We start from the raw sequence: 19018 nt of genomic DNA, 5'->3' as shown, positions 1-19018 counted from the left end.
TAGTCCACAGTTTGAGGAAAGCGATGCGTATCGGAGAACTTGCTGAACGATCGGGCACAAGCCGCGACACGATCCGCTTTTATGAAAAGAACGGATTGATCACCTCGACCCCCGGGAACAACGCGACAAACAACTATCGCGATTATCCCGAAGACAATCTGGTGCGGCTGGATTTCTTTACCAAGGCGCGCGACGCAGGCATGTCGATTGCAGATCTGAAGGATATCATCGACGCGATGGCCGGACGCTGTGACCGGTCCGTGGCCGAAAGCGTGTTGCGCGCCAAAGTCGATGACCTGAAAGAACGCGCCGAGCAGATCCGCCGGGTTATAGCGTTTCTGGAGCAGGGTCTGGACGCTGCCCGATCCGGCGACACCTGACACAAAAATCCCGGCCACGATGGGCCGGGATATACCGTTTACCGTCACAAAGGGGTCAGGCGGTTGCCAACATCCCCTTTTCGCGGGCCAGTTCGCGCATTTTCTTTTGCAGCTTTTCAAAAGCGCGCACTTCGATCTGGCGGATCCGTTCACGGCTGACGTTGTACTGGCCGCTGAGTTCCTCAAGCGTGACTGCCTTTTCGGCAAGGCGGCGCTGAGTCAGGATGTCTTTTTCGCGGTCGTTCAGAACGTCCAGCGCTTCGGCCAGCAGTTCACGACGCGATTCAAGTTCATTCCTGGCCTCATAATCGCCAGCCTGATCGGCATCTTCGTCTTCCAGCCAATCCTGCCATTGCATGGTGCCTTCGCCGTCCGAGCCGACCGTGGCATTCAGCGAGGCATCGCCACCCGACATACGCCGGTTCATGCTGATCACTTCGGCCTCGGTCACGCCAAGATCGGTCGCAATACGTTCGACGTTTTCAGGACGCAGATCGCCCTCTTCCAACGCGCCGATGCGGGCCTTGGCCTTGCGCAGGTTGAAGAACAGTTTCTTCTGCCCGCTGGTTGTGCCCAGTTTGACCATCGACCACGACCGCAGGACATATTCCTGGATCGAGGCGCGGATCCACCACATGGCATAGGTCGCCAGGCGGAAGCCCTTTTCGGGGTCGAATTTCTTGACCGCCTGCATCAGGCCGACGTTGGCTTCGGAAATGACCTCGGCCTGCGGCAATCCATAGCCGCGATAGCCCATTGCAATCTTGGCGGCCAGTCGCAGGTGCGACGTGACCATCTTGTGCGCGGCCTCGGTATCTTGTTCTTCGACCCAGCGTTTCGCCAGCATGTATTCTTCTTCCGGCTCAAGCAGCGGGAATTTACGAATCTCTTGCAGATAACGGTTTAGCCCGCCTTCTGGTGACGGAGCCGGCAGGTTTGCATAACTAGCCATAACTGTCTGTCCCTCCTTGATGTTTATCGTCTTAACATTCGATATGGTGGCACATGGATCCCCTTTCAAGGGGGTCACAGCGATATTGGCATCCCGATGTGAAAGTGAAAGGTTAACGCTCGCAGGTTCACGCGGATGTGCAGTTCGTTTCAGACAGAGGTGCCTTTTGCTGACAGTGCTGGGCAGCGGTGTGATCCTTTGAGCAGTGCGTTACACGGCACGCTCTTTCGGCATAACAAGTCAACCGAAGATGATGTGAGGCCGCTGTCGAGAATTCTGCTTTGAGCCCAAACTAGCCGTTCTTGCGAACCTCTGTGAACGGCTGCTCTGGAGACCTTGGAGACATCCGACACAATCAGTCACATCAATGCTTCGCGCCGAAGATGGCCGCCAAGAAACGGCGGATACAAAGAGATTCGCCCACTAAACCATATCAGTTCAGACTATTCTTGTAGATCACACCGTCCTTCATAATGACGTCGAAGTTCTGTTCGGGATCTCCAACCAAGTCGAGATTCTCCAGCGGATTGCCATCGACGAGGATGAGGTCGGCATAGGCGCCTTCCTCGATGATACCGAGCGGGCCCAACGGATAGGGCGAAAGCTTGCCCGAAAGCTTCAGAAGATCAGCATTGTCACAGGTCGCCATCTTAAGCGCCTCATAGGGTGTGAACCAGCGTTGAAGCTTCGCAAGCTGCGCACCCTGGCGTTTGGCCAAATCCGCACTGAAGAGCGTATCTGTTCCGAAGGCGATTTTCACACCCAGATCCTTGGCTGTACGGTACACGAAATCTGTGCCGTCGGTGACAAACTTGTACTTCGCCTTCTGAAATTCGCTGAGGGCCGGTGCGTCCTCGTCATCAAGGAAGGGCTGCATGCTGAGCCAAACATCGTTCTCAACAAAACGCTCCAGGGTTTCGCGTGTCGACATGTGGCCATGCTCGACGCTCTTGACGCCGGCATCGATGGAATGATTGACGGCCTCGTCGTTGATTGCATGGGTCAGGACATAGGTACCCCAGTTCGCCGCTTGCTCGACTGCCGCTTCTAGTTCAGCCTTGGTGTATTGCATCGTGTGGATCGGGTCGTAGCTCGACGTGACGCCGCCACCAGCCATCAGTTTAATCTGTGTCGCCCCCTGCATCAGGTTTTCGCGAACGCGCCTGAGCACATCGGGCACTCCGTCGGCAATGTAGAACATGTCGGAGGTTTCGAAGGGATTGAGTTTGTCCGGTGTTGCAGGAACGTCCTTTGTCGTCCGGAAATCCATGTGACCCGCCGTTTGCGAGATCGCCGGGCCGGACGGAAAGACTCGCGGCCCCTCGATAAGGCCCTCATCGGTTGCGCGGGCTATGTCGAACATCGGACCGGCGGTATCGCGCACGGTGGTGAACCCGCGATAGAGCGCGTCACGCTGCGCGACCGAAGTCAGAAGGTTCCAGTAACCCTCATTTGTCGCCATAAGCTGGCCGATTGTTGCCGTTGCGAACACACCGTGCCAATGCGCATCGATCAGGCCAGGCATGAGGACATGTCCGTCGGCCTCGATGATCGTCGCGAATTCCGGCGGTTCGAGGTCCGTTCCAATGCGCGAGATCATGTTTCCCGCAACGAATACATCTTGCCCCTCAACAAGCTCGGGGGAACACCCAGTGAATATGCTCGCGCCGCGGATCAAGACGGCACTGGGAGCGTTTTCGGAACCGTCTTCCTGAGCGAATACACTGGTGGAGGCAACGAATGCAACTATACAGAAAGCGCTTTTCAGAATTCGCATGCTAATTTCCTTTTGGGCCAATGAATTTCGTTATTACTCGCACTTTCGGTTCCCGCGACAGTGGTGAGGCGACCAAGTTACCGGAAAAGTAACCTTGTTCGAACTGGAGTCAACGGCCGCAATACGCGGGAAGCGGCCTGTCAGGGTTGGGCTTGTGGACGTCTGTAAAGTCCCGCATAGCGGGCGTTGGCCGGAATTTCGCAACACCCTGCCCGTTTACCCAAGTGCGCCTCTTAGGTCTAACCCATGTCAGGCCGGCTGGCGCAGAGTTGCGATCAAGGTCTCCATATCCGCGGGCAACGCGGCTTCGAACCGCAGATCTTCCATGGTGACCGGATGTTTAAACCCCAGAACGGCAGCGTGCAGGGCCTGGCGGGGGAAATCACGCACGGCCTCGAGCGCGGCAGGGTTCAGGGCTTTTTGCGGCAGCTTGCGTTTGCCGCCATAGACCGGATCGCCGATCAGCCCGTGCCCGGCATGGGCCATGTGCACGCGGATCTGGTGGGTGCGGCCGGTTTCAAGCCAGCATTCGATCAGCGCGGCGACGGGCGGCTGACCAAAGGGTTCGACAATGCGGGCGCGGGTTATGGCGTGCCGCCCGCCCTGAAACAGCACCGCCTGTCTTTGGCGGTCGGTCTTGTGGCGGGCCAGTTGGGTGGTCAGGCGCAGGATATTGCCGGGTTCAAAGCTGGTGCCCTTGACGCCGCGCAGACGCGGGTCGTTGGCATCAGGGACGCCATAGCACAGCGTGCGGTAATAGCGTTCGACCGTGTGGGCCGCGAACTGGGCGGCAAGGCCCTGATGCGCGCGGTCGGTTTTGGCGACGACCAGAAGGCCGCTGGTGTCCTTGTCGATCCGGTGCACAATGCCGGGGCGTTTGACGCCGCCCACACCGGAGAGATCATCGCCGCAATGATGCAGCAGCGCGTTGACCAGCGTGCCCGAGGGCGTGCCGGGGGCCGGATGCACCACCATGCCGGCGGGTTTGTTGACCACGATCAGGTCTTCGTCTTCGAAAATGATCTCAAGCGGGATGTCTTCGGGGCCGATATGGCTGTCTTCGCTTTGCTCGATCCGGATGGTGACAGCAGCCCCAGTCTGCACCTTGGCCTTGGCGTCGGTTTGGATGGCCCCGTCGATCTGAACCGCGCCGTCCGCGATCAGGCGGGCAAGCCGCGTGCGCGACAGGACAGCCTCGGCTGGTACATCCCGCGAAAGCGCCTTATCAAGACGCGGCGGCGGTGCGTCCGCGATTATGAATTCGATCAGGCGGATAGCCATGAGTGATCCTTCCCAAGAGCCGGACGTCGAACCGGGCAGCCTGCGCTTTTTGCGCGTTCTCGTGACTGTCCTGACGGTCGTCATGATTGGCGGCGTTGTAGTGGTGGTTGGTCTGCTTGTCACGCGCCTGTCGAACGATACCCCGACCCTGCCAGACGAGATTGTTCTGCCGGATGGGGCAAAGGTGCAGGCGGTGACGATTGGGAACGGGTGGTATGCAATTGTGACCGAGGATCAGCGGATCCTGATTTATGACAAAACCACGGGCGCATTGAAGCAGACTGTGACGCTGGACTAGGGGCGGGATCGGTGGATTTGTTCCGGGTCGCTGTCAGCCCTGCGGGATCAGGTTGCCGGATGGGCATTCAGGTCCTGACCCCGCTTTAAGACTGCGCGAACGGGTCTTATTGGCGGTTGGCGCCGGGGCCGTCACCAAAAGACCGTTCAACCTGAATGTTTGGTGGCGCGCGCAGTGTTTGCAGAATGACACAGCTTCTTTCTGCGGCGTCGATCAGGGCATTCAACTGCGCGTCCGGCAATCCGTTTTCCGTTTTCAGATAGATCTTCACATTGGCGGTATGAAAACCGACGGGCACGTTTTCGCCCGTCATCAAGGTTCCTCGTACATCCGCACCCAGGCTGACCTGCACCTCAAGATGGGCCAGTTCGATCCCCATGAGGTTGGCAATCATGCGGGTGGCCGTATCAAGGCAACTTGCCAGGGCTGCGGCCAAAATCTCACCCGGGCAAGGGAAGTCGCTTTCGCCGCCGACCGCCTTGTGGACAGAGACAGGTATCTCAACCGGGATCCCTTCGCCACAGACGACATGCCCGTGGATTGGGTGGTTCGCCGGAATTTCCGTATCGACCGTGCGGGCATGATCACGCACCCAGGCCGCTTCAGGCGTTTGTGCGAAATGCTGTCGCAGGGGTTTTTGTCTGTCGAGAACACTGAGCGGGTCTGCCCCGATGAATGTCTGGATGTGGTCTGAATGGTTTTTATGCAGTGTCATATCACTGCCCCCGCCCGATGCCGGGAACAAATGCCGGGACTTCGCGCCGATACGTCAGATAGTCATCACCGATCTCGGCAATCAGGTCTTTTTCCTCAAGGTGCAAAACCGCAATGACAATGTAGCCGGTGGTGACCAAGGCGAACAACAGATGCCCGACGGACATGATCGGCGTGGCCCAGAAGGCAATCAGAAAACCGGTCATGATGGGATGGCGCACCAACCGATACAGCCCGGTTTTGACAAACCCCGATTGGGTGGCCTTGCGATCCCTGAGGTGCGCGTAGATTTGCTTGAGCCCGAACAGATCAAAGTGATCGATCATGAAGGTCGAGGCCAGAACGACAAGCCAGCCACCCCAGAAGAGCGCAAGCAAAGCGGTGCCTGCCATTGTCTGGCTGACGTCCCATACCTTTGCGGGCAAGGGCTGCCAGAACAGAAAGATCATGATCAGGGCAGCGCAGGTCATCAGAATATAGGTGCTGCGCTCGGCTGGTTTGGGAATGAGCGTTGTCCAGACCCGCTTGAACGCCGGGCGGGCCATGATGCTGTGCTGAAGCGCAAAGAGGGAGAGCAGCACCAGATTGATCAGGACCGATGCTGTGACGGGGCCCTGCACGCCCGAGTCGATGGATTTCGGAACCAGAACATTGCCGACAAAGCCAATGGAATACAGAAAAGTCCCCAGAAAAACAGCGTAGACACCCACGCCGTAGATAAATGTAATTGAGCGGCCCATGCCGAACTCCTTTCAATCGGAAATCACCCGAAACACCGGGTCAGGACCTATGGTGCGAATGTTGGCGGTGCGGGGATACTTTCGATCCTGTACCAAACCACTACGAAATCCGTAGTAGCCACAGAGGGCACGGGCACCTAGGCTTGTCCGATGGACAGCAAAACGAAGAACATATCTGGCAGCTTGTGCCCGGCAATGGCATCTGCCGACATATTGGGCGACAAGTGGACCCTTCTGTTGTTGCGCGAGATGTTTTTGGGAACAACACGGTTCAGCCGGTTTCAAAAGGCGATCCCGCGCATGTCGCCATCGATCCTGAGCAAGCGGCTGAAAACGCTGGAGGCCGCTGCGATCATTATTCGAAAATCTGCGCCAACCGGGCAGGTTGCCGAATATCAACTGACGCGCTCGGGTCGCGAGCTTGGGCCCATTATCGAGAACATGGCCGTCTGGGGCATGCGATGGCGCAAACGCAGTATCGCAGCACAGGATTGCGATGTCGGCGGGTTCATGTGGGATTTTCACCGAACACTGAACACCGAGGGCTTGCCGGACGGGCAAACTGTGATCCTTGTCCAGATATCCGACCGGAGTGATCTTGATACATGGTGGGTGATTGCGAATGGCGACGCTGTCGATCTTTGCCCCGACGATCCGGGGCATGAGGTTGATGTCTATCTGACAGCCACGCTGGCGAATTTGATTGCGCTGTGGCTGGGCGACATTGGCATCCGGGACGCGATCAGGGCCCAATCGGTTTTCTGTGATGGCCCCAAGCATCTGGTCAACACGGCACCAGACTGGATTGCTCAGTCGCCATTGGTTGGCGTGCGGCCTGCCGTCTCTGCATGATGCATGGTTTTGAGGCCGATTTTTCCGGGTGCCGTTGATCGCCCTCTGCCGCGTCGCGGCGGTCGTGAGCCTTTTCAATCGGCTAAGGTACGGCGCGCGGCGAAGAAGGATTTCAGCAGGGCTTCGCAGTCTTCGGCACTGATGCCGTCATAGACCTCGGGTTTGTGATGCGCTTGCGGGTGCGAGAAGACGCGGGCGCCGTGGTCAACGCCGCCGGATTTGGGGTCGGAGGCGCCGTAATAGACCCGGTCGATGCGGGCGGCGGCGATGGCGGCGGCGCACATGGCGCAGGGTTCCAGCGTGACGTAGAGGTCATATCCCGGCAGGCGCTCGGACGCTGTTGCGGCGCAGGCGGCGCGAATCGCAAGGATCTCGGCATGGGCTGTGGGGTCGTTCAATTCGCGGGTCCGGTTGCCGGCTGTGGCCACGATCTGGCCTTTGGGGTCGACCAATACGGCCCCAACCGGCACTTCTCCACGCGCAGCTGCGGCGCGGGCCTGATCAAGGGCCTGATTCATATATGATTTGAAGACCATCCCCCAACCTGACTTGCATCTACAGCTTTCGCAAGGCCGCGAAATCGTCTAGGACCGGCGGATGAATACCACCCCTCCTCCCGGCGATCGGATCGCCAAAGTCCTGTCCCGCGTTGGCGTTGCGTCGCGTCGGGAAGCAGAACGCATGATCGAAGCCGGTCGTGTGACCGTGAACGGCAAGAAAATAACCAGCCCGGCGCTGAACGTCACGACCAGTGACCGGATCACCGTAGATGGCAAACCGATTGCCGAAGCCGAGCCCGAACGCGTGTGGCTGTATCACAAACCGCAAGGGCTGGTGACGACGGCCAAGGACGAACAGGGGCGCAAGACCATTTTTGATGCGCTGCCCGAAGAGATGCCCCGCGTGATGAGTGTCGGGCGGCTTGACCTGAACTCGGAAGGGTTGCTGCTTTTGACCAATGACGGCGGGATCAAGCGCAAGCTTGAGCTTCCGTCGACTGGCTGGCTGCGCAAATACCGGGTGCGGATCAACGGCAGGCCGTCTGAGGCAAGTCTGGAACCGCTGCGCAAAGGCATCGTGGTTGACGGAGAGCGGTTTCAGCCGATGCAGGTCACGCTGGATCGGCAGCAAGGCGCAAACGCATGGATTACAATCGGGTTGCGCGAAGGCAAGAACCGCGAAATTCGCCGGGCGATGGAGCATGTCGGGTTCACCGTGAACCGTCTGATCCGCGTAGCCTATGGCCCGTTTCAGTTGGGCACGCTGAAACCGGGACACGTCGAAGAATTGCGCCGCAAGGCTTTGCGGGACCAATTGGGACTGGACGCTGGCGTGACACCGGAGGGCACCGCAACCAAGCAAAAGCCGGTTCGGGCGCGCCGCAATGCCGGCCCAAATGCCGGTCCTAAATCTGGTCCCAAATCTGGACCCAAAGTTGGCGCCAAATCTGGTACACATGGACGGGCAGACGCAAAAAAGCGCCGAAGCTGAAACCTTTGCCGGGGACTTCCCCCTAGAATGACCGCCCGCCATCGCCTAGATTTTACCCAGACAGGCTTATGAGAGGGGACTATGTCCCAGACCGGAATTCAAAAGATCGCCTATGCCGCCCTGCTTGTTGTCATGTTCGGTGTCTGCACCGGCGTGCTTGGAGGGCTTTAGGCCGTGGCGCAACGTTTTGGTGGAAAATTCAGCCCCGATGGCAAACCCGAGGGCGACGACGCGCCGGAACCGCGCGGGGCCTATCATGGGGCCAAGGTCGATCCGGCAGGTGCGCGGGCGAATGTGCTGTTCGTTCCGGCGATCCCGCTGGTGTTCATGTCGCTGAACGATGGCGCGATTGGCATGACCCTGGGTCTGGTTGCGGCAGGCATTCTGACACTGGCCGCGTGGTTGATGCGCGAAGGGCTGCGGGCCGAAACCGCCTTTAACGCGCGTAAGGTCGCGCGCCGCCCGGCGTTTCCGCGCAAGATGGTCTCCAGCGTTCTGACCGGGATCGGAATTGCGATTGCGGCTTACAAGTTTGAACCGGGCGTGATTGCGCCACTGTTGTTCGGCGGCGTGACGACGGTTCTGCACGGGATGGCGTTTGGCATCGATCCGTTGAAAGACAAAGGCATGGAGGGCATCGACACCTTCCAGCAAGACCGCGTTGCCCGCGTCGTGGACGAAGCCGAAGGGTACCTGGCCGATATGGCCGATGCGGTGAAACGCGCCGAAGACCGTCGGGTCGAAGCACGGGTTGTGCAGTTTCAGACCACGGCGCGCGAACTGCTGCGCACGGTCGAGGAAGATCCGCGCGACCTGACCGGGGCGCGCAAGTATATGACCGTTTATCTGATGGGTGCCCGCGACGCGACGATCAAGTTCGCGGACATTTATGCCCGCACCCCCGATACCCAGGCCCGCGCCGATTACCTGTCATTGCTCGACGATCTTGAGCAGAACTTTGCCGCGCGGACCCGTAAAATGCTGCAGGACGACCGCAGCGATCTGACTGTTGAAATCGAAGTGCTGCGCGACAGGCTGCAGCGTGAAGGCGTCCGGCTGGACTGACCGACGCCACTAAGTAACCAGGAGCTCTTATGTCTGAAACCGTTCGCCAGAAGGCCGCAGAAACCCAATCCATCGTTGACGAAGTCACGGCGGTTGAACTGCCTGAACCATCGACTGAAATCGTTGCCATCGAACAAGCCGATGCGCCGGTGAAAGCCGAAATCATGACGCGGATGGCGCAGATCGACATGAGCGACACGAATTCGATCGTGTCCTTTGGGTCGGGCGCGCAGGCTGAGTTGCAGGAAATCAGTCAGGCGATGCTGGCGGATGTGCGCAATAAGGATGTTGGTCCGGCGGGCGACAGCCTGCGGTCAATCGTGACGACGATCCGGGGGTTTTCGGTCAGCGAACTGGACGTGCGCCGCGATCGCAGCTGGTGGGAAAAACTGTTGGGCCGCGCCGCGCCGTTTGCCAAGTTCACCGCGAACTTTGAAAAGGTTCAGGGCCAGATCGATCACGTCACCGATGACCTTCTGAAGCACGAACACACGTTGCTGAAGGACATCAAATCGCTCGACTTGTTGTATGAAAAGACGCTGGATTTCTATGACGAACTGGCCCTGTACATCGCGGCGGGCGAAGAAAAGCTGACCGAACTGGACAGTCACGAGATCCCGGAACGCGAAGCTGCCGTGCAGGCCGCGCCCGAAGGCGATCAGGTGATGAAAGCGCAGGAACTGCGCGATCTGCGGGCCGCCCGCGATGATCTGGAACGTCGGGTGCACGATCTGAAACTGACCCGTCAGGTGACCATGCAGTCGCTGCCGTCGATCCGGCTGGTTCAGGAAAACGACAAATCGCTGGTCACCAAGATCAACTCGACCCTGGTGAACACCGTGCCGCTGTGGGAAACCCAGCTGGCGCAGGCGGTCACGATTCAGCGTAGCTCGGAAGCGGCTGCGGCAGTGCGGGATGCAAACGATCTGACCAACGAACTGCTGACGTCGAACGCGGCCAACCTGCGCGAAAGCAACAAGGTAATCCGCGAAGAAATGGAACGTGGCGTGTTTGACATCGAAGCGGTGAAACAGGCCAATGCCGACCTGATCGGCACCATTCAGGACAGCCTGCAGATCGCGGATGAAGGCAAGGCGCGACGTGCGGCTGCCGAGCAGGAACTGATCCATATGGAAGCCGAATTGCGCGATACACTGGCTTCGGCCAAGGCACGCAAGGACGGGTTGGGCGATACTGCGGCGACGTCGGTTCCGGGGTAATTGCCGGGTGCAGGTTGTTCGATCAGGCACATCCAAAGCAGCGTTGATGGTCGCGGCCTTATTGGCCGTGACCGGCTGTGAAGACATTGGCCTGCAAAGTTCACCTGTGCCAAAGGCGCGCCCTGCTGCGCTTGCGCCGGAAACGCCCGAGGTGACGCCACGGTCGGTGCAAAGCCGCGATCTGGAGCGGTATTATCTGGCGGTACAGAACGATCTGCTGGCGCGGGGATTGCTGCGCACCGATGGGGGCGGACCGGATACGCAGTTCAGCCCCGATATTTTGGCGCGGAACTTTGAGACCATCGCGTTTTTTGACGAATACAGCCGGGGCGCAGGGGGCCAGGGTCAGAGTCGGGACGTTGCCGGTGAGTTGAGCCGTTGGTCTGGTCCGGTTCGGATCGGGACCGAGTTCGGGGCCAGCGTGCCTCTGGATCAGCGCGAAAAAGACGCCAAAAACGTCGCCAACTATGCTGCCCGTCTTGCGCGCCTGACGGGTCATTCGATTACCCCGGTGGCATCGAACGCGAACTTTCATGTCTTTGTGGCGGGCGAAGATGACGGTGAGTTTATTCAACGGCGCCTGAAACAGCTGATCCCGCGCATCAGCGACGCCGAACTGGCCTTGTTTCGCAATCTGCCCCGGTCGTTTTATTGCCTTGTGGTGGCCGTGTCGGGATCGCGCAATTCGCGCGACTATACCCGCGCCGTGGCATTGATCCGGGCCGAGCATCCGGATCTGGTCCGGTTGTCCTGCATCCACGAAGAAATCGCCCAAGGGTTGGGCCTGCCCAATGACAGCCCCGAGGCCCGGCCGTCGATCTTCAACGACGACGACGAGTTCGCGTTGTTGACCAACCACGACGAACTGCTTTTGAAAATGCTGTATGATCCCCGCCTGACTCCGGGCATGACGGCGGCGCAAGCCCGGCCCGTCACGCGGATCATTGCACGCGACTTGATGGGTCAGGAGCTTTAGGCTCGACCCCGAACCGACAGTAGAAGAGGATCGCTTTTATGGGAATTTTTGACTTTCTGACCGGGGAATTCATCGACGTTATTGCCTGGGTCGACGATACCCGCGACACCATGGTCTGGCGGTTCGAGCGCGAAGGCCACGAGATCAAATACGGTGCCAAGCTGACGGTGCGCGAGGGTCAGGCGGCGGTGTTCATTCACGAGGGGCAATTGGCCGACGTGTTCACGCCGGGTCTGTATATGCTTGAGACCAACAACATGCCGGTGCTGACGACGCTGCAGCATTGGGATCATGGGTTTAAGTCTCCGTTCAAATCCGAGATCTATTTCGTGAACACGACGCGGTTCACGGATCTGAAATGGGGCACCAAGAACCCGATCATGCTGCGCGACCCCGAGTTCGGACCGACCCGCATCCGCGCCTTTGGCACCTATACGATCCGGGTCAAGGATCCGGCGCGGTTCATGGTTGAAATCGTTGGTACCGATGGTGAGTTCACCATGGACGAGATCAGCTATCAGGTGCGCAACATCATTGTGCAGGAGTTTTCGCGGATCATCGCGGGATCGGGTATCCCGGTTCTGGACATGGCGGCCAATACCGCCGATCTGGGCAAGCTGATCACGGCCGAGATCAGCCCGGTGGTGGACAGCTATGGTCTGGAGATCCCTGAGTTTTACATCGAAAACATCTCGCTCCCGCCGGCGGTTGAGGCGGCTTTGGACAAGCGGACGTCGATGGGGCTGGCGGGTGATCTGGGCAAGTTCACTCAGTATTCTGCGGCTGAAGCGATGACAGCAGCGGCCAGCAACCCGGCGGGCGGTGGCATGGCGGCTGGTCTGGGGGCCGGAATGGGCATGGCCATGGCCCAGCAGATGGGCAACATGGCAGCGGGCCAGCCGTCAGGCCCGTGGGGCCGCCCTGCCCCCGCTGCTGCGCAGGCCGCACCGCAAGCGGCACCGCCGCCCCCGCCGCCGGTCGAGCATGTCTGGCATTTGGCCGAGAACGGTCAAACCACGGGGCCGTTTTCCAAGGCCGATCTGGGGCGCATGGTCGGCAGTGGTGGGCTGACCCGTGAAACCCATGTCTGGACCGCGGGACAGGATGGTTGGTTACGCGCGGAAGATGTGCGGGAGCTGGCGCAATTGTTTACGATAATGCCGCCGCCTCCCCCCGGGGCCTGAGCGTCTGCAGAATGGCAGACCCGGCTGAAACGCCTGTGAAACGACAAGGATAAGGCGCGACGGACATGACTTTATCTGCGACGTCCGAACTGGTGGAAGAACACCGTTTTCCCTGTGACAATTGCGGGGCCGATTACCGGTTTGATCCAGCGAATGGCACGCTCACATGTGACCATTGCGGCCATTCGCAACCCATCGGGGCCGGGCCGTGGAAAGGTCCGGCCATCCGAGAGCTGGATTTTGATGCCGCCGCCACCGGGACGCTGGCAGAGGCCGAGATTGAAGAGACCCGGATTCTGACCTGCCCCAATTGTGCGGCCCAGGTGGAGTTCGATCCGGCCACGCATGCTGCCGAGTGCCCGTTTTGCGCGACACCCGTGGTGACCGATACCGGGGTCAGCCGGCATATCAAGCCGAAGGGAGTGCTGCCGTTTGGTCTGGACGAACGGTCGGCACACAAGGCGATGAGCGATTGGCTGGGTCGGTTGTGGTTCGCGCCAAACGCGCTGAAGGAGTATGCCCGCAAGGGTCGAAAAATGCAGGGCATATACGTGCCTTACTGGACCTTCGACGCGGATACGAAATCGTCGTATTCGGGCCAGCGCGGGGTTGTGTATTATGAAACCCGCACCGTGATGCGGGATGGCAAACAGGTGCAGCAGCGGGTGGCCAAGGTGCGCTGGTCTCCGGCCTCGGGTCGGGTGGCGCGTTTCTTTGATGACGTCCTTGTGCTGGCCTCTCGCAGTTTGCCGAAACAATATACCGATGCGTTGGAACCCTGGGATCTGCCCGCATTGGAGCCGTATCGGCCCGAATACCTCGCTGGGTTCCGGGCGGAGGCCTATACGGTGGAGTTACAGGACGGCTATGCCGAGGCGGGCCAGATCATGGCACGCACGATCGAGCGCGACGTGCGGTTTGATATCGGCGGCGATCAGCAGCGGATCCACAACATCGATACCGACATTTCAGACGTCACGTTCAAGCATATCCTGCTGCCGGTCTGGCTGGCCGCCTACAAGTTTCGTGGCAAGACCTATCGGTTTGTGGTGAATGGGCGCACGGGTCGGGTTCAGGGTGAACGACCGTGGTCGGCGATCAAGATCACCATCGCGGTGACCCTGGGTTTGTTGGTGGCGGCCGGGGTCGGCTATGTGATCGCAACACAGCAATAGCGGTTCCCCCTCCCCCGGCCACCGCCGGGATCACCCTTTCGAGATCGTCACCTTGTTGACCTCATTTTTCGGTTCGGGGACCTTTTTGGGTACGGTAACGTGCAACACGCCATCTTTCATGCTGGCGCTGGCTTTGCCACCGTCCGCGTTTTCCGGCAGTCGGAATGAACGCCGGAACGCGCCATATTGGCGTTCGCTGAAGTACCAGGTGTCGCCTTTCTCTTCCTGCTGGGTTTTCTTTTCGCCCCGGATATTGACGACGCCGTCTTCGACGGTGAGTTCGATATCGTCTTCGGACACGCCGGGAAGTTCCATTCTGATATCATAGGCATCGTCATTTCCGGATGCTTCCGTTGCCGGATTCAACCAGTCTGCGACCCGCGTTCCAAAACTGCGCAGCGGATCGTAGAGCGACGGCCAGAGGCTGGCCTGTTCGGTTTTTTCAACCATGACACATTCTCCTTTCGATATGTGATGTCATCCTGACGCGTCCCAGCATGGCCTGCCTTGATCCAACTCAAGAAAATGCATCGCCCTTGCAGATCGGAGCGGACCCGGCCATCTTCGCGCAGGAAAGATCAGCCAAGGAGATCCGCGCGATGACTGTGTCCCTGTCCGAACTGGACGACTTATTTGTCCAGCGTCACTCCTGCCGAGGCTTCAAGACGGATCAGGTTCCGCAGGAAACAATTGAACAGATCGTCAATACCGCGCGCCGGGTGCCATCATGGTGCAACGCACAACCCTGGCAGATCACGGTGACCAGCGGGGCAGAGACCGATAAGTTCCGGGCCGAGTTGATGAAGATGGCCACCGAAAGCTCGGCCGGGTTGGGGGCAGGATCTGACTTGCCGTTTCCGACCAGCTATTCAGGCGTCTACCAGTCCCGGCGCCGGTCGTGCGGCTGGGCGTTGTATCGCGCGGTGGGTGTTGGCAAAGGCGACCGGGGGGCGTCGGCCCGGGAAATGATGAAGAATTTCGAACTGTTCGGTGCTCCGCATGTTGCCATCGTGACCAGCCCGACCGAGTTGGGGGCGTATGGCGCGATGGATTGCGGCGGGTTCGTTGCGGCCTTTACACTGGCGGCCACGGCGGCCGGCGTGGCGACGGTTCCGCAGGCGGCCTTGGCGACGTTTGCGCCCTTCCTGCATGAGTATTTCGATATCCCGGAGGATCGCATGATCCTGTGCGGGATCTCGTTTGGGTATGCAGACCCGGATCACCCGGCCAATTCGTTCCGCACGACGCGGGCCGAGGTGGACGACATCATCGACTGGCGCAGCTGACCGATGCGGGCTTTGATCCAGCGGGTAAATGAAGCCCGCGTGATGGTTGACGGTGACGTGATTGGGCAATGCGGCGCCGGAGTCCTGATCCTGGTGTGCGCCATGCAGGGCGATCAGGTGGCTAATGCCGATCAACTGGCGGCCAAGATCGCCAAATTGCGGATCTTTCAGGATGACGCGGGCAAGATGAACCTATCTGTGCGTGATATCGGCGGGTCTGCTTTGGTGGTCAGTCAGTTCACATTGGCGGCGGACACGAAACGCGGCAACCGGCCCGGGTTTTCCGATGCAGCGCCCCCTGATGAGGGTGAGCGGCTGTACGAATACTTTGCGGCGCAACTTGCTGCGCAAGGCGTGCCGGTTGAGACCGGACGGTTTGGCGCGGACATGAAGGTCGCTCTGGTCAATGATGGTCCGGTGACGATCTGGATGGAGGTTTAGGCCAAATGAACCAACGCACGCAGGCTATCGCGATCTGGCAGGCCGGAGTTGATGCTGTGGGAGGGCATGCCGCGACGCAGGCGGCGTTGATGGATGTTGCCCGACCAGACCGGATCGTGGCAGTGGGCAAGGCGGCTGGGGCCATGGCGCAGGCGGCGTTGGAACTGTTCGGGGACGTGCCGACCTTGGTGGTCACGAAAGACGGACATGGCGCGGGATTGCCCGATCATGCAGAACTGATCGAGGCGTCACACCCGGTTCCAGATGCCCGCAGCCTGAAAGGCGGCGCGGCGTTGCGCGCGGCGGTGGCGGAAATGCCCGAGGGCAGCCACCTGTTGTTGCTAGTGTCGGGCGGGGCATCGTCTTTGGCCGAAGATCCGGTGGCGGGCAAAACGCTGGGCGATCTGACCGCGCTGAACCAGCGTTTGTTGGCGGCGGGTCTGGATATCGGTGCGATGAATGTCGAACGCCGTAAGCTATCGCAGATCAAGGGTGGTGGATTGTTGTCGCATTTCGGTGGGGCAAAGGTGACGGTTCTGGCGATTTCGGACGTGCCGGGGGATGATCTTGGCGTGATTGGATCGGGGATCGGCAATGCGCCTAATGCGTGCGGGTTCAACTTTGAAGCGCGAATCGTGGCGAGCAACGCAATTGCACGGGCGGCGGCGGTGGCCGCTGCGCAAGCCGATGGTCTGCGCGTTTTGTGCAATGAGGAAGCCCTGCATGACGATCTTGAGGCGCTTGCCAGTGACATCGGACAACGCCTGCGTGACATGCCGACTGGCGTTATGATCCTTGGGGGCGAACCGACCGTTGTTCTGCCGGACACCCCGGGTCGGGGTGGTCGCAATCAGGCACTGGCGCTTGCTTTGGCCCGCGAGATTGCGGGTATTGAAGGTTTGGCGGTCGTGGTTGGCGGCACGGACGGGACCGATGGGCCGACAGAAGCCGCAGGCGCAATTGTTGATGGATCGACCTGGGGACCGGGCGGCGAAGCTGCGCTGGCGGCGGCGGATAGCGGCACTTTTCTTGACGCGCGCGAGGCCTTGTTGATCACTGGGCCCACCGGAACCAACGTCATGGATCTGCTGGTCGCAATTCGCCGATGACGGGTCGTTTTTAATCTGTTAGATCACAAATCAAAGGCATGACCGACATATGAGTTCCCCCTCCAACGCCCTGCGCGAGATTGAAGATCTGCCGGATCTTGGCATTACGCTGTCAGACGGATGTCGTCTGTCGGCGCGGGTCTGGCGACCTGTCGATGCGTCCGACGATCCGGTGCCGGTGATCCTTGAATACCTGCCCTATCGCAAGCGCGACGGAACCATAGTGCGCGATAGCCTCACGCATCCCTGGTTTGCCAAGCGCGGCTATGCCTGTCTGCGCGTCGACATGCGCGGCAATGGCGACAGCGAAGGGTTGATGGCGGATGAATACACGCAGCAGGAGCTGGACGATGCGGTTGAGGTGATCACTTGGGTCGCCGCACAAGACTGGTGCAACGGCAATGTGGGCATGATGGGGATCAGCTGGGGCGGGTTCAACGCGCTGCAGGTGGCGCATTTGCAGCCCGACCCGCTGAAGGCGATCATAACGCTGTGTTCCACCGTGGATCGCTATGCCGACGACATCCATTACAAAGGCGGGTGTCTGCTGAACGAAAACCTCGGCTGGGGCGCGACCATGTGGTCTTACAGTTCGAATGCGCCCGACCCGATGCTGCGCGAAAACTGGCGCGAGATCTGGCTGGACCGGCTGGAAAACGAGCCGTTTTTGCCTTCGGTCTGGCTGCGCCATCAGCGTCGGGATGCTTATTGGCAGCACGGATCGGTGTGCGAGGATTTTTCGCGGCTGAATGCCAAGGTTCTGGCCGTCGGCGGTTGGGGGGATGCGTATAAGAACGCCGTACCGCAACTGGTTGAAAACGTGCCGGGCGCCAAGGGAATCGTTGGGCCCTGGGTTCACAAGTACCCGCATTTCGCGGTGCCTGAACCGCGAATCGGTTTTCTGCAAGAGGCGCTGCGCTGGTGGGATCGTTGGCTGAAAGACATTGCCAACGGGGCCGAGGATGATCCGGAGTATCGCGCCTATCTGATGGACGGCGTCCGCCCACAGACCTGGTACCTGGAGCGTCCGGGCCGTTGGCTGGCGGAACGTGGCGGGGCAACATCGCATCTGCCGATGGAGACGTTGCATCTGACGGAGGACGGGCTGAAACCGGCCCCGGCGGCTTTATCGGCGCGTGTCCGGTCGCCGCAGGATTGCGGGATGGCCGCGGGCGAGTATTGCGCGATCTGGCTGGGCCCCGAGATGCCGGGGGATCAACGCCGGGACGATGCGTTGTCGGTCTGTTTTGACAGCGCGCCGGTGGCCGCAGATATGGACATCGTGGGTGCGCCCAAGCTGCGTCTGACGGTGTCTGCGGACAAGCCACAGGCGCAAATTGCGGTTCGGTTGACCCATGTGCACCCGGATGGCGCGTCGACGCGGATCACCTATGGCGTGCTGAACCTGACGCATCGTGACGGGCACGCGGATCAAACGCCGCTAAAGCCCGGTGAACCCTATGATATAGACGTTGATCTTGACCATATTGCCTATCGCCTGCCCAAAGGGCATCGGATGCGAGTTGCGATTTCGTCGGCGTATTGGCCGCTGATCTGGCCGTCTCCGGACAGTGCCGAATTGACTCTGACGGCCGGGGCCATCGATGTGCCTGTGCGACACACCGCAGGTGACGACGAATGGACCTTTCCGCCGCCGGTCGCCGATCCGGCGTGGGAGGCGACGTCATTGCGGGACCGATCGAACCGGCGCGAGATTGTCACCGATCTGACAAATGGCACCGTCCGGCTGGACATCGTGGATGATTTTGGACAGGCCCGCGATGATGATCACGGGCTGATCAATGGCGGCATCGCGCGGGAAAGCTGGACGATCCATCCGGATGACCCTTTGTCCGCCAACGGGCGATGTCACTGGACCTCGGAAATGGGCCGGGGCGACTGGATGCTGCGGACCGAAGCGACCTGCGAAATGTGGTCAGATGCAACGCATTTCCATCTGAAGGCCCGCATGGAAGCCTATGAAGACGACAAACTGGTGTTCGAACGCGACATTTCCGATAAGATAGAACGGGACGGGATGTAGGAAAGCGGGCCACCAATGCGGCCATTAACACTT

The 19018-nt window shown here is 59.8% G+C and carries 20 protein-coding genes; 13 read left to right on the top strand and 7 right to left on the bottom strand.

Annotated features, from left to right (window positions below; genetic code table 11):
- Positions 1-23 precede the first annotated feature (23 nt).
- Complete coding sequence (locus FOY56_RS15855; RefSeq protein WP_146346849.1) at positions 24-380, top strand: MerR family transcriptional regulator; 357 nt, start codon at positions 24-26, stop codon at positions 378-380.
- A 55-nt stretch (positions 381-435) separates the two neighbouring features.
- Here FOY56_RS15855 and rpoH read toward each other — a convergent pair whose 3' ends face one another.
- From rpoH to FOY56_RS15840, 3 genes are all read right to left on the bottom strand, one after another.
- Positions 436-1332, bottom strand: coding sequence for an RNA polymerase sigma factor RpoH (rpoH, locus tag FOY56_RS15850; RefSeq protein WP_146346848.1), 897 nt, complete (start codon positions 1330-1332; stop codon positions 436-438).
- Between the two features lie 433 nt (positions 1333-1765).
- The gene (locus FOY56_RS15845) at positions 1766-3109 is read right to left on the bottom strand and encodes a metal-dependent hydrolase family protein (protein WP_146346847.1); all 1344 of its coding nucleotides are present in this window, start codon (positions 3107-3109) and stop codon (positions 1766-1768) included.
- A gap of 249 nt (positions 3110-3358) precedes the next feature.
- Positions 3359-4390, bottom strand: coding sequence for an RluA family pseudouridine synthase (locus FOY56_RS15840; RefSeq protein ID WP_146346846.1), 1032 nt, complete (start codon positions 4388-4390; stop codon positions 3359-3361).
- Here FOY56_RS15840 and FOY56_RS15835 point away from each other — a divergent pair.
- Positions 4389-4688 (top strand): DUF6476 family protein, encoded by a 300-nt coding sequence (locus FOY56_RS15835; protein ID WP_146346845.1) that lies wholly within the window; start codon positions 4389-4391, stop codon positions 4686-4688. The two genes, FOY56_RS15840 and FOY56_RS15835, sit on opposite strands and share 2 nt — an antisense overlap.
- A gap of 106 nt (positions 4689-4794) precedes the next feature.
- Here the strand turns inward: FOY56_RS15835 and FOY56_RS15830 are convergent, their stop codons facing one another.
- Positions 4795-5403 (bottom strand): OsmC family protein, encoded by a 609-nt coding sequence (locus FOY56_RS15830; RefSeq protein ID WP_146346844.1) that lies wholly within the window; start codon positions 5401-5403, stop codon positions 4795-4797.
- Position 5404: 1 nt separating this feature from the next.
- Complete coding sequence (mddA, locus tag FOY56_RS15825; protein WP_146346843.1) at positions 5405-6142, bottom strand: methanethiol S-methyltransferase; 738 nt, start codon at positions 6140-6142, stop codon at positions 5405-5407.
- A 150-nt stretch (positions 6143-6292) separates the two neighbouring features.
- On the opposite strand from mddA, the gene FOY56_RS15820 reads away from it, so the two are divergent.
- The gene (locus FOY56_RS15820) at positions 6293-6994 is read left to right on the top strand and encodes a winged helix-turn-helix transcriptional regulator (RefSeq protein ID WP_146346842.1); all 702 of its coding nucleotides are present in this window, start codon (positions 6293-6295) and stop codon (positions 6992-6994) included.
- A 74-nt stretch (positions 6995-7068) separates the two neighbouring features.
- Here FOY56_RS15820 and FOY56_RS15815 read toward each other — a convergent pair whose 3' ends face one another.
- A complete protein-coding gene (locus tag FOY56_RS15815) occupies positions 7069-7530 on the bottom strand; it encodes a nucleoside deaminase (RefSeq protein WP_146346841.1) in 462 nt (153 codons plus the stop codon).
- Positions 7531-7591: 61 nt separating this feature from the next.
- Between FOY56_RS15815 and FOY56_RS15810 the strand changes: the two genes are divergently transcribed.
- The 6 genes from FOY56_RS15810 (at position 7592) to FOY56_RS15785 (ending at position 14105) form a co-directional block, all read left to right on the top strand.
- On the top strand, positions 7592-8485 hold the full coding sequence (locus FOY56_RS15810) for a pseudouridine synthase (RefSeq protein WP_146346840.1): 894 nt from the start codon (positions 7592-7594) through the stop codon (positions 8483-8485).
- Between the two features lie 174 nt (positions 8486-8659).
- On the top strand, positions 8660-9550 hold the full coding sequence (locus tag FOY56_RS15805) for a 5-bromo-4-chloroindolyl phosphate hydrolysis family protein (protein WP_146346839.1): 891 nt from the start codon (positions 8660-8662) through the stop codon (positions 9548-9550).
- A gap of 29 nt (positions 9551-9579) precedes the next feature.
- Positions 9580-10770 carry a toxic anion resistance protein gene (locus FOY56_RS15800; protein WP_146346838.1) on the top strand — a complete coding sequence of 397 codons (1191 nt, stop codon included), beginning with the start codon at positions 9580-9582 and terminating at the stop codon, positions 10768-10770.
- A gap of 46 nt (positions 10771-10816) precedes the next feature.
- On the top strand, positions 10817-11746 hold the full coding sequence (locus FOY56_RS15795; RefSeq protein WP_146346837.1) for a DUF2927 domain-containing protein: 930 nt from the start codon (positions 10817-10819) through the stop codon (positions 11744-11746).
- 38 nt (positions 11747-11784) lie between these two features.
- On the top strand, positions 11785-12930 hold the full coding sequence (locus FOY56_RS15790) for an SPFH domain-containing protein (RefSeq protein ID WP_146346836.1): 1146 nt from the start codon (positions 11785-11787) through the stop codon (positions 12928-12930).
- 65 nt (positions 12931-12995) lie between these two features.
- Positions 12996-14105, top strand: coding sequence for a TFIIB-type zinc finger domain-containing protein (locus FOY56_RS15785; protein WP_146346835.1), 1110 nt, complete (start codon positions 12996-12998; stop codon positions 14103-14105).
- A 30-nt stretch (positions 14106-14135) separates the two neighbouring features.
- On the opposite strand, the gene FOY56_RS15780 is transcribed toward FOY56_RS15785, so the two are convergent.
- A complete protein-coding gene (locus FOY56_RS15780) occupies positions 14136-14555 on the bottom strand; it encodes an Hsp20/alpha crystallin family protein (protein ID WP_146346834.1) in 420 nt (139 codons plus the stop codon).
- A 149-nt stretch (positions 14556-14704) separates the two neighbouring features.
- Between FOY56_RS15780 and FOY56_RS15775 the strand changes: the two genes are divergently transcribed.
- From FOY56_RS15775 to FOY56_RS15760, 4 genes are read left to right on the top strand one after another with little or no spacing between them, the layout of a single operon-like run.
- Complete coding sequence (locus FOY56_RS15775) at positions 14705-15391, top strand: nitroreductase (protein WP_146346833.1); 687 nt, start codon at positions 14705-14707, stop codon at positions 15389-15391.
- 3 nt (positions 15392-15394) lie between these two features.
- Positions 15395-15832 carry a D-aminoacyl-tRNA deacylase gene (gene dtd, locus FOY56_RS15770; protein WP_146346832.1) on the top strand — a complete coding sequence of 146 codons (438 nt, stop codon included), beginning with the start codon at positions 15395-15397 and terminating at the stop codon, positions 15830-15832.
- Between the two features lie 5 nt (positions 15833-15837).
- On the top strand, positions 15838-16941 hold the full coding sequence (locus tag FOY56_RS15765; protein WP_146346831.1) for a DUF4147 domain-containing protein: 1104 nt from the start codon (positions 15838-15840) through the stop codon (positions 16939-16941).
- A 49-nt stretch (positions 16942-16990) separates the two neighbouring features.
- Entirely contained in the window at positions 16991-18985 is a 1995-nt protein-coding gene (locus FOY56_RS15760; protein ID WP_146346830.1) for a CocE/NonD family hydrolase, read from the top strand.
- Positions 18986-19018 lie beyond the last annotated feature (33 nt).

Source organism: Falsiphaeobacter marinintestinus, from assembly GCF_007923355.1.
Classification (GTDB): domain Bacteria; phylum Pseudomonadota; class Alphaproteobacteria; order Rhodobacterales; family Rhodobacteraceae; genus Phaeobacter_A; species Phaeobacter_A marinintestinus.
The sequence above is the reverse complement of the archived record's forward strand: the minus strand, read 5'-3'. Positions and strand labels throughout refer to the sequence as shown.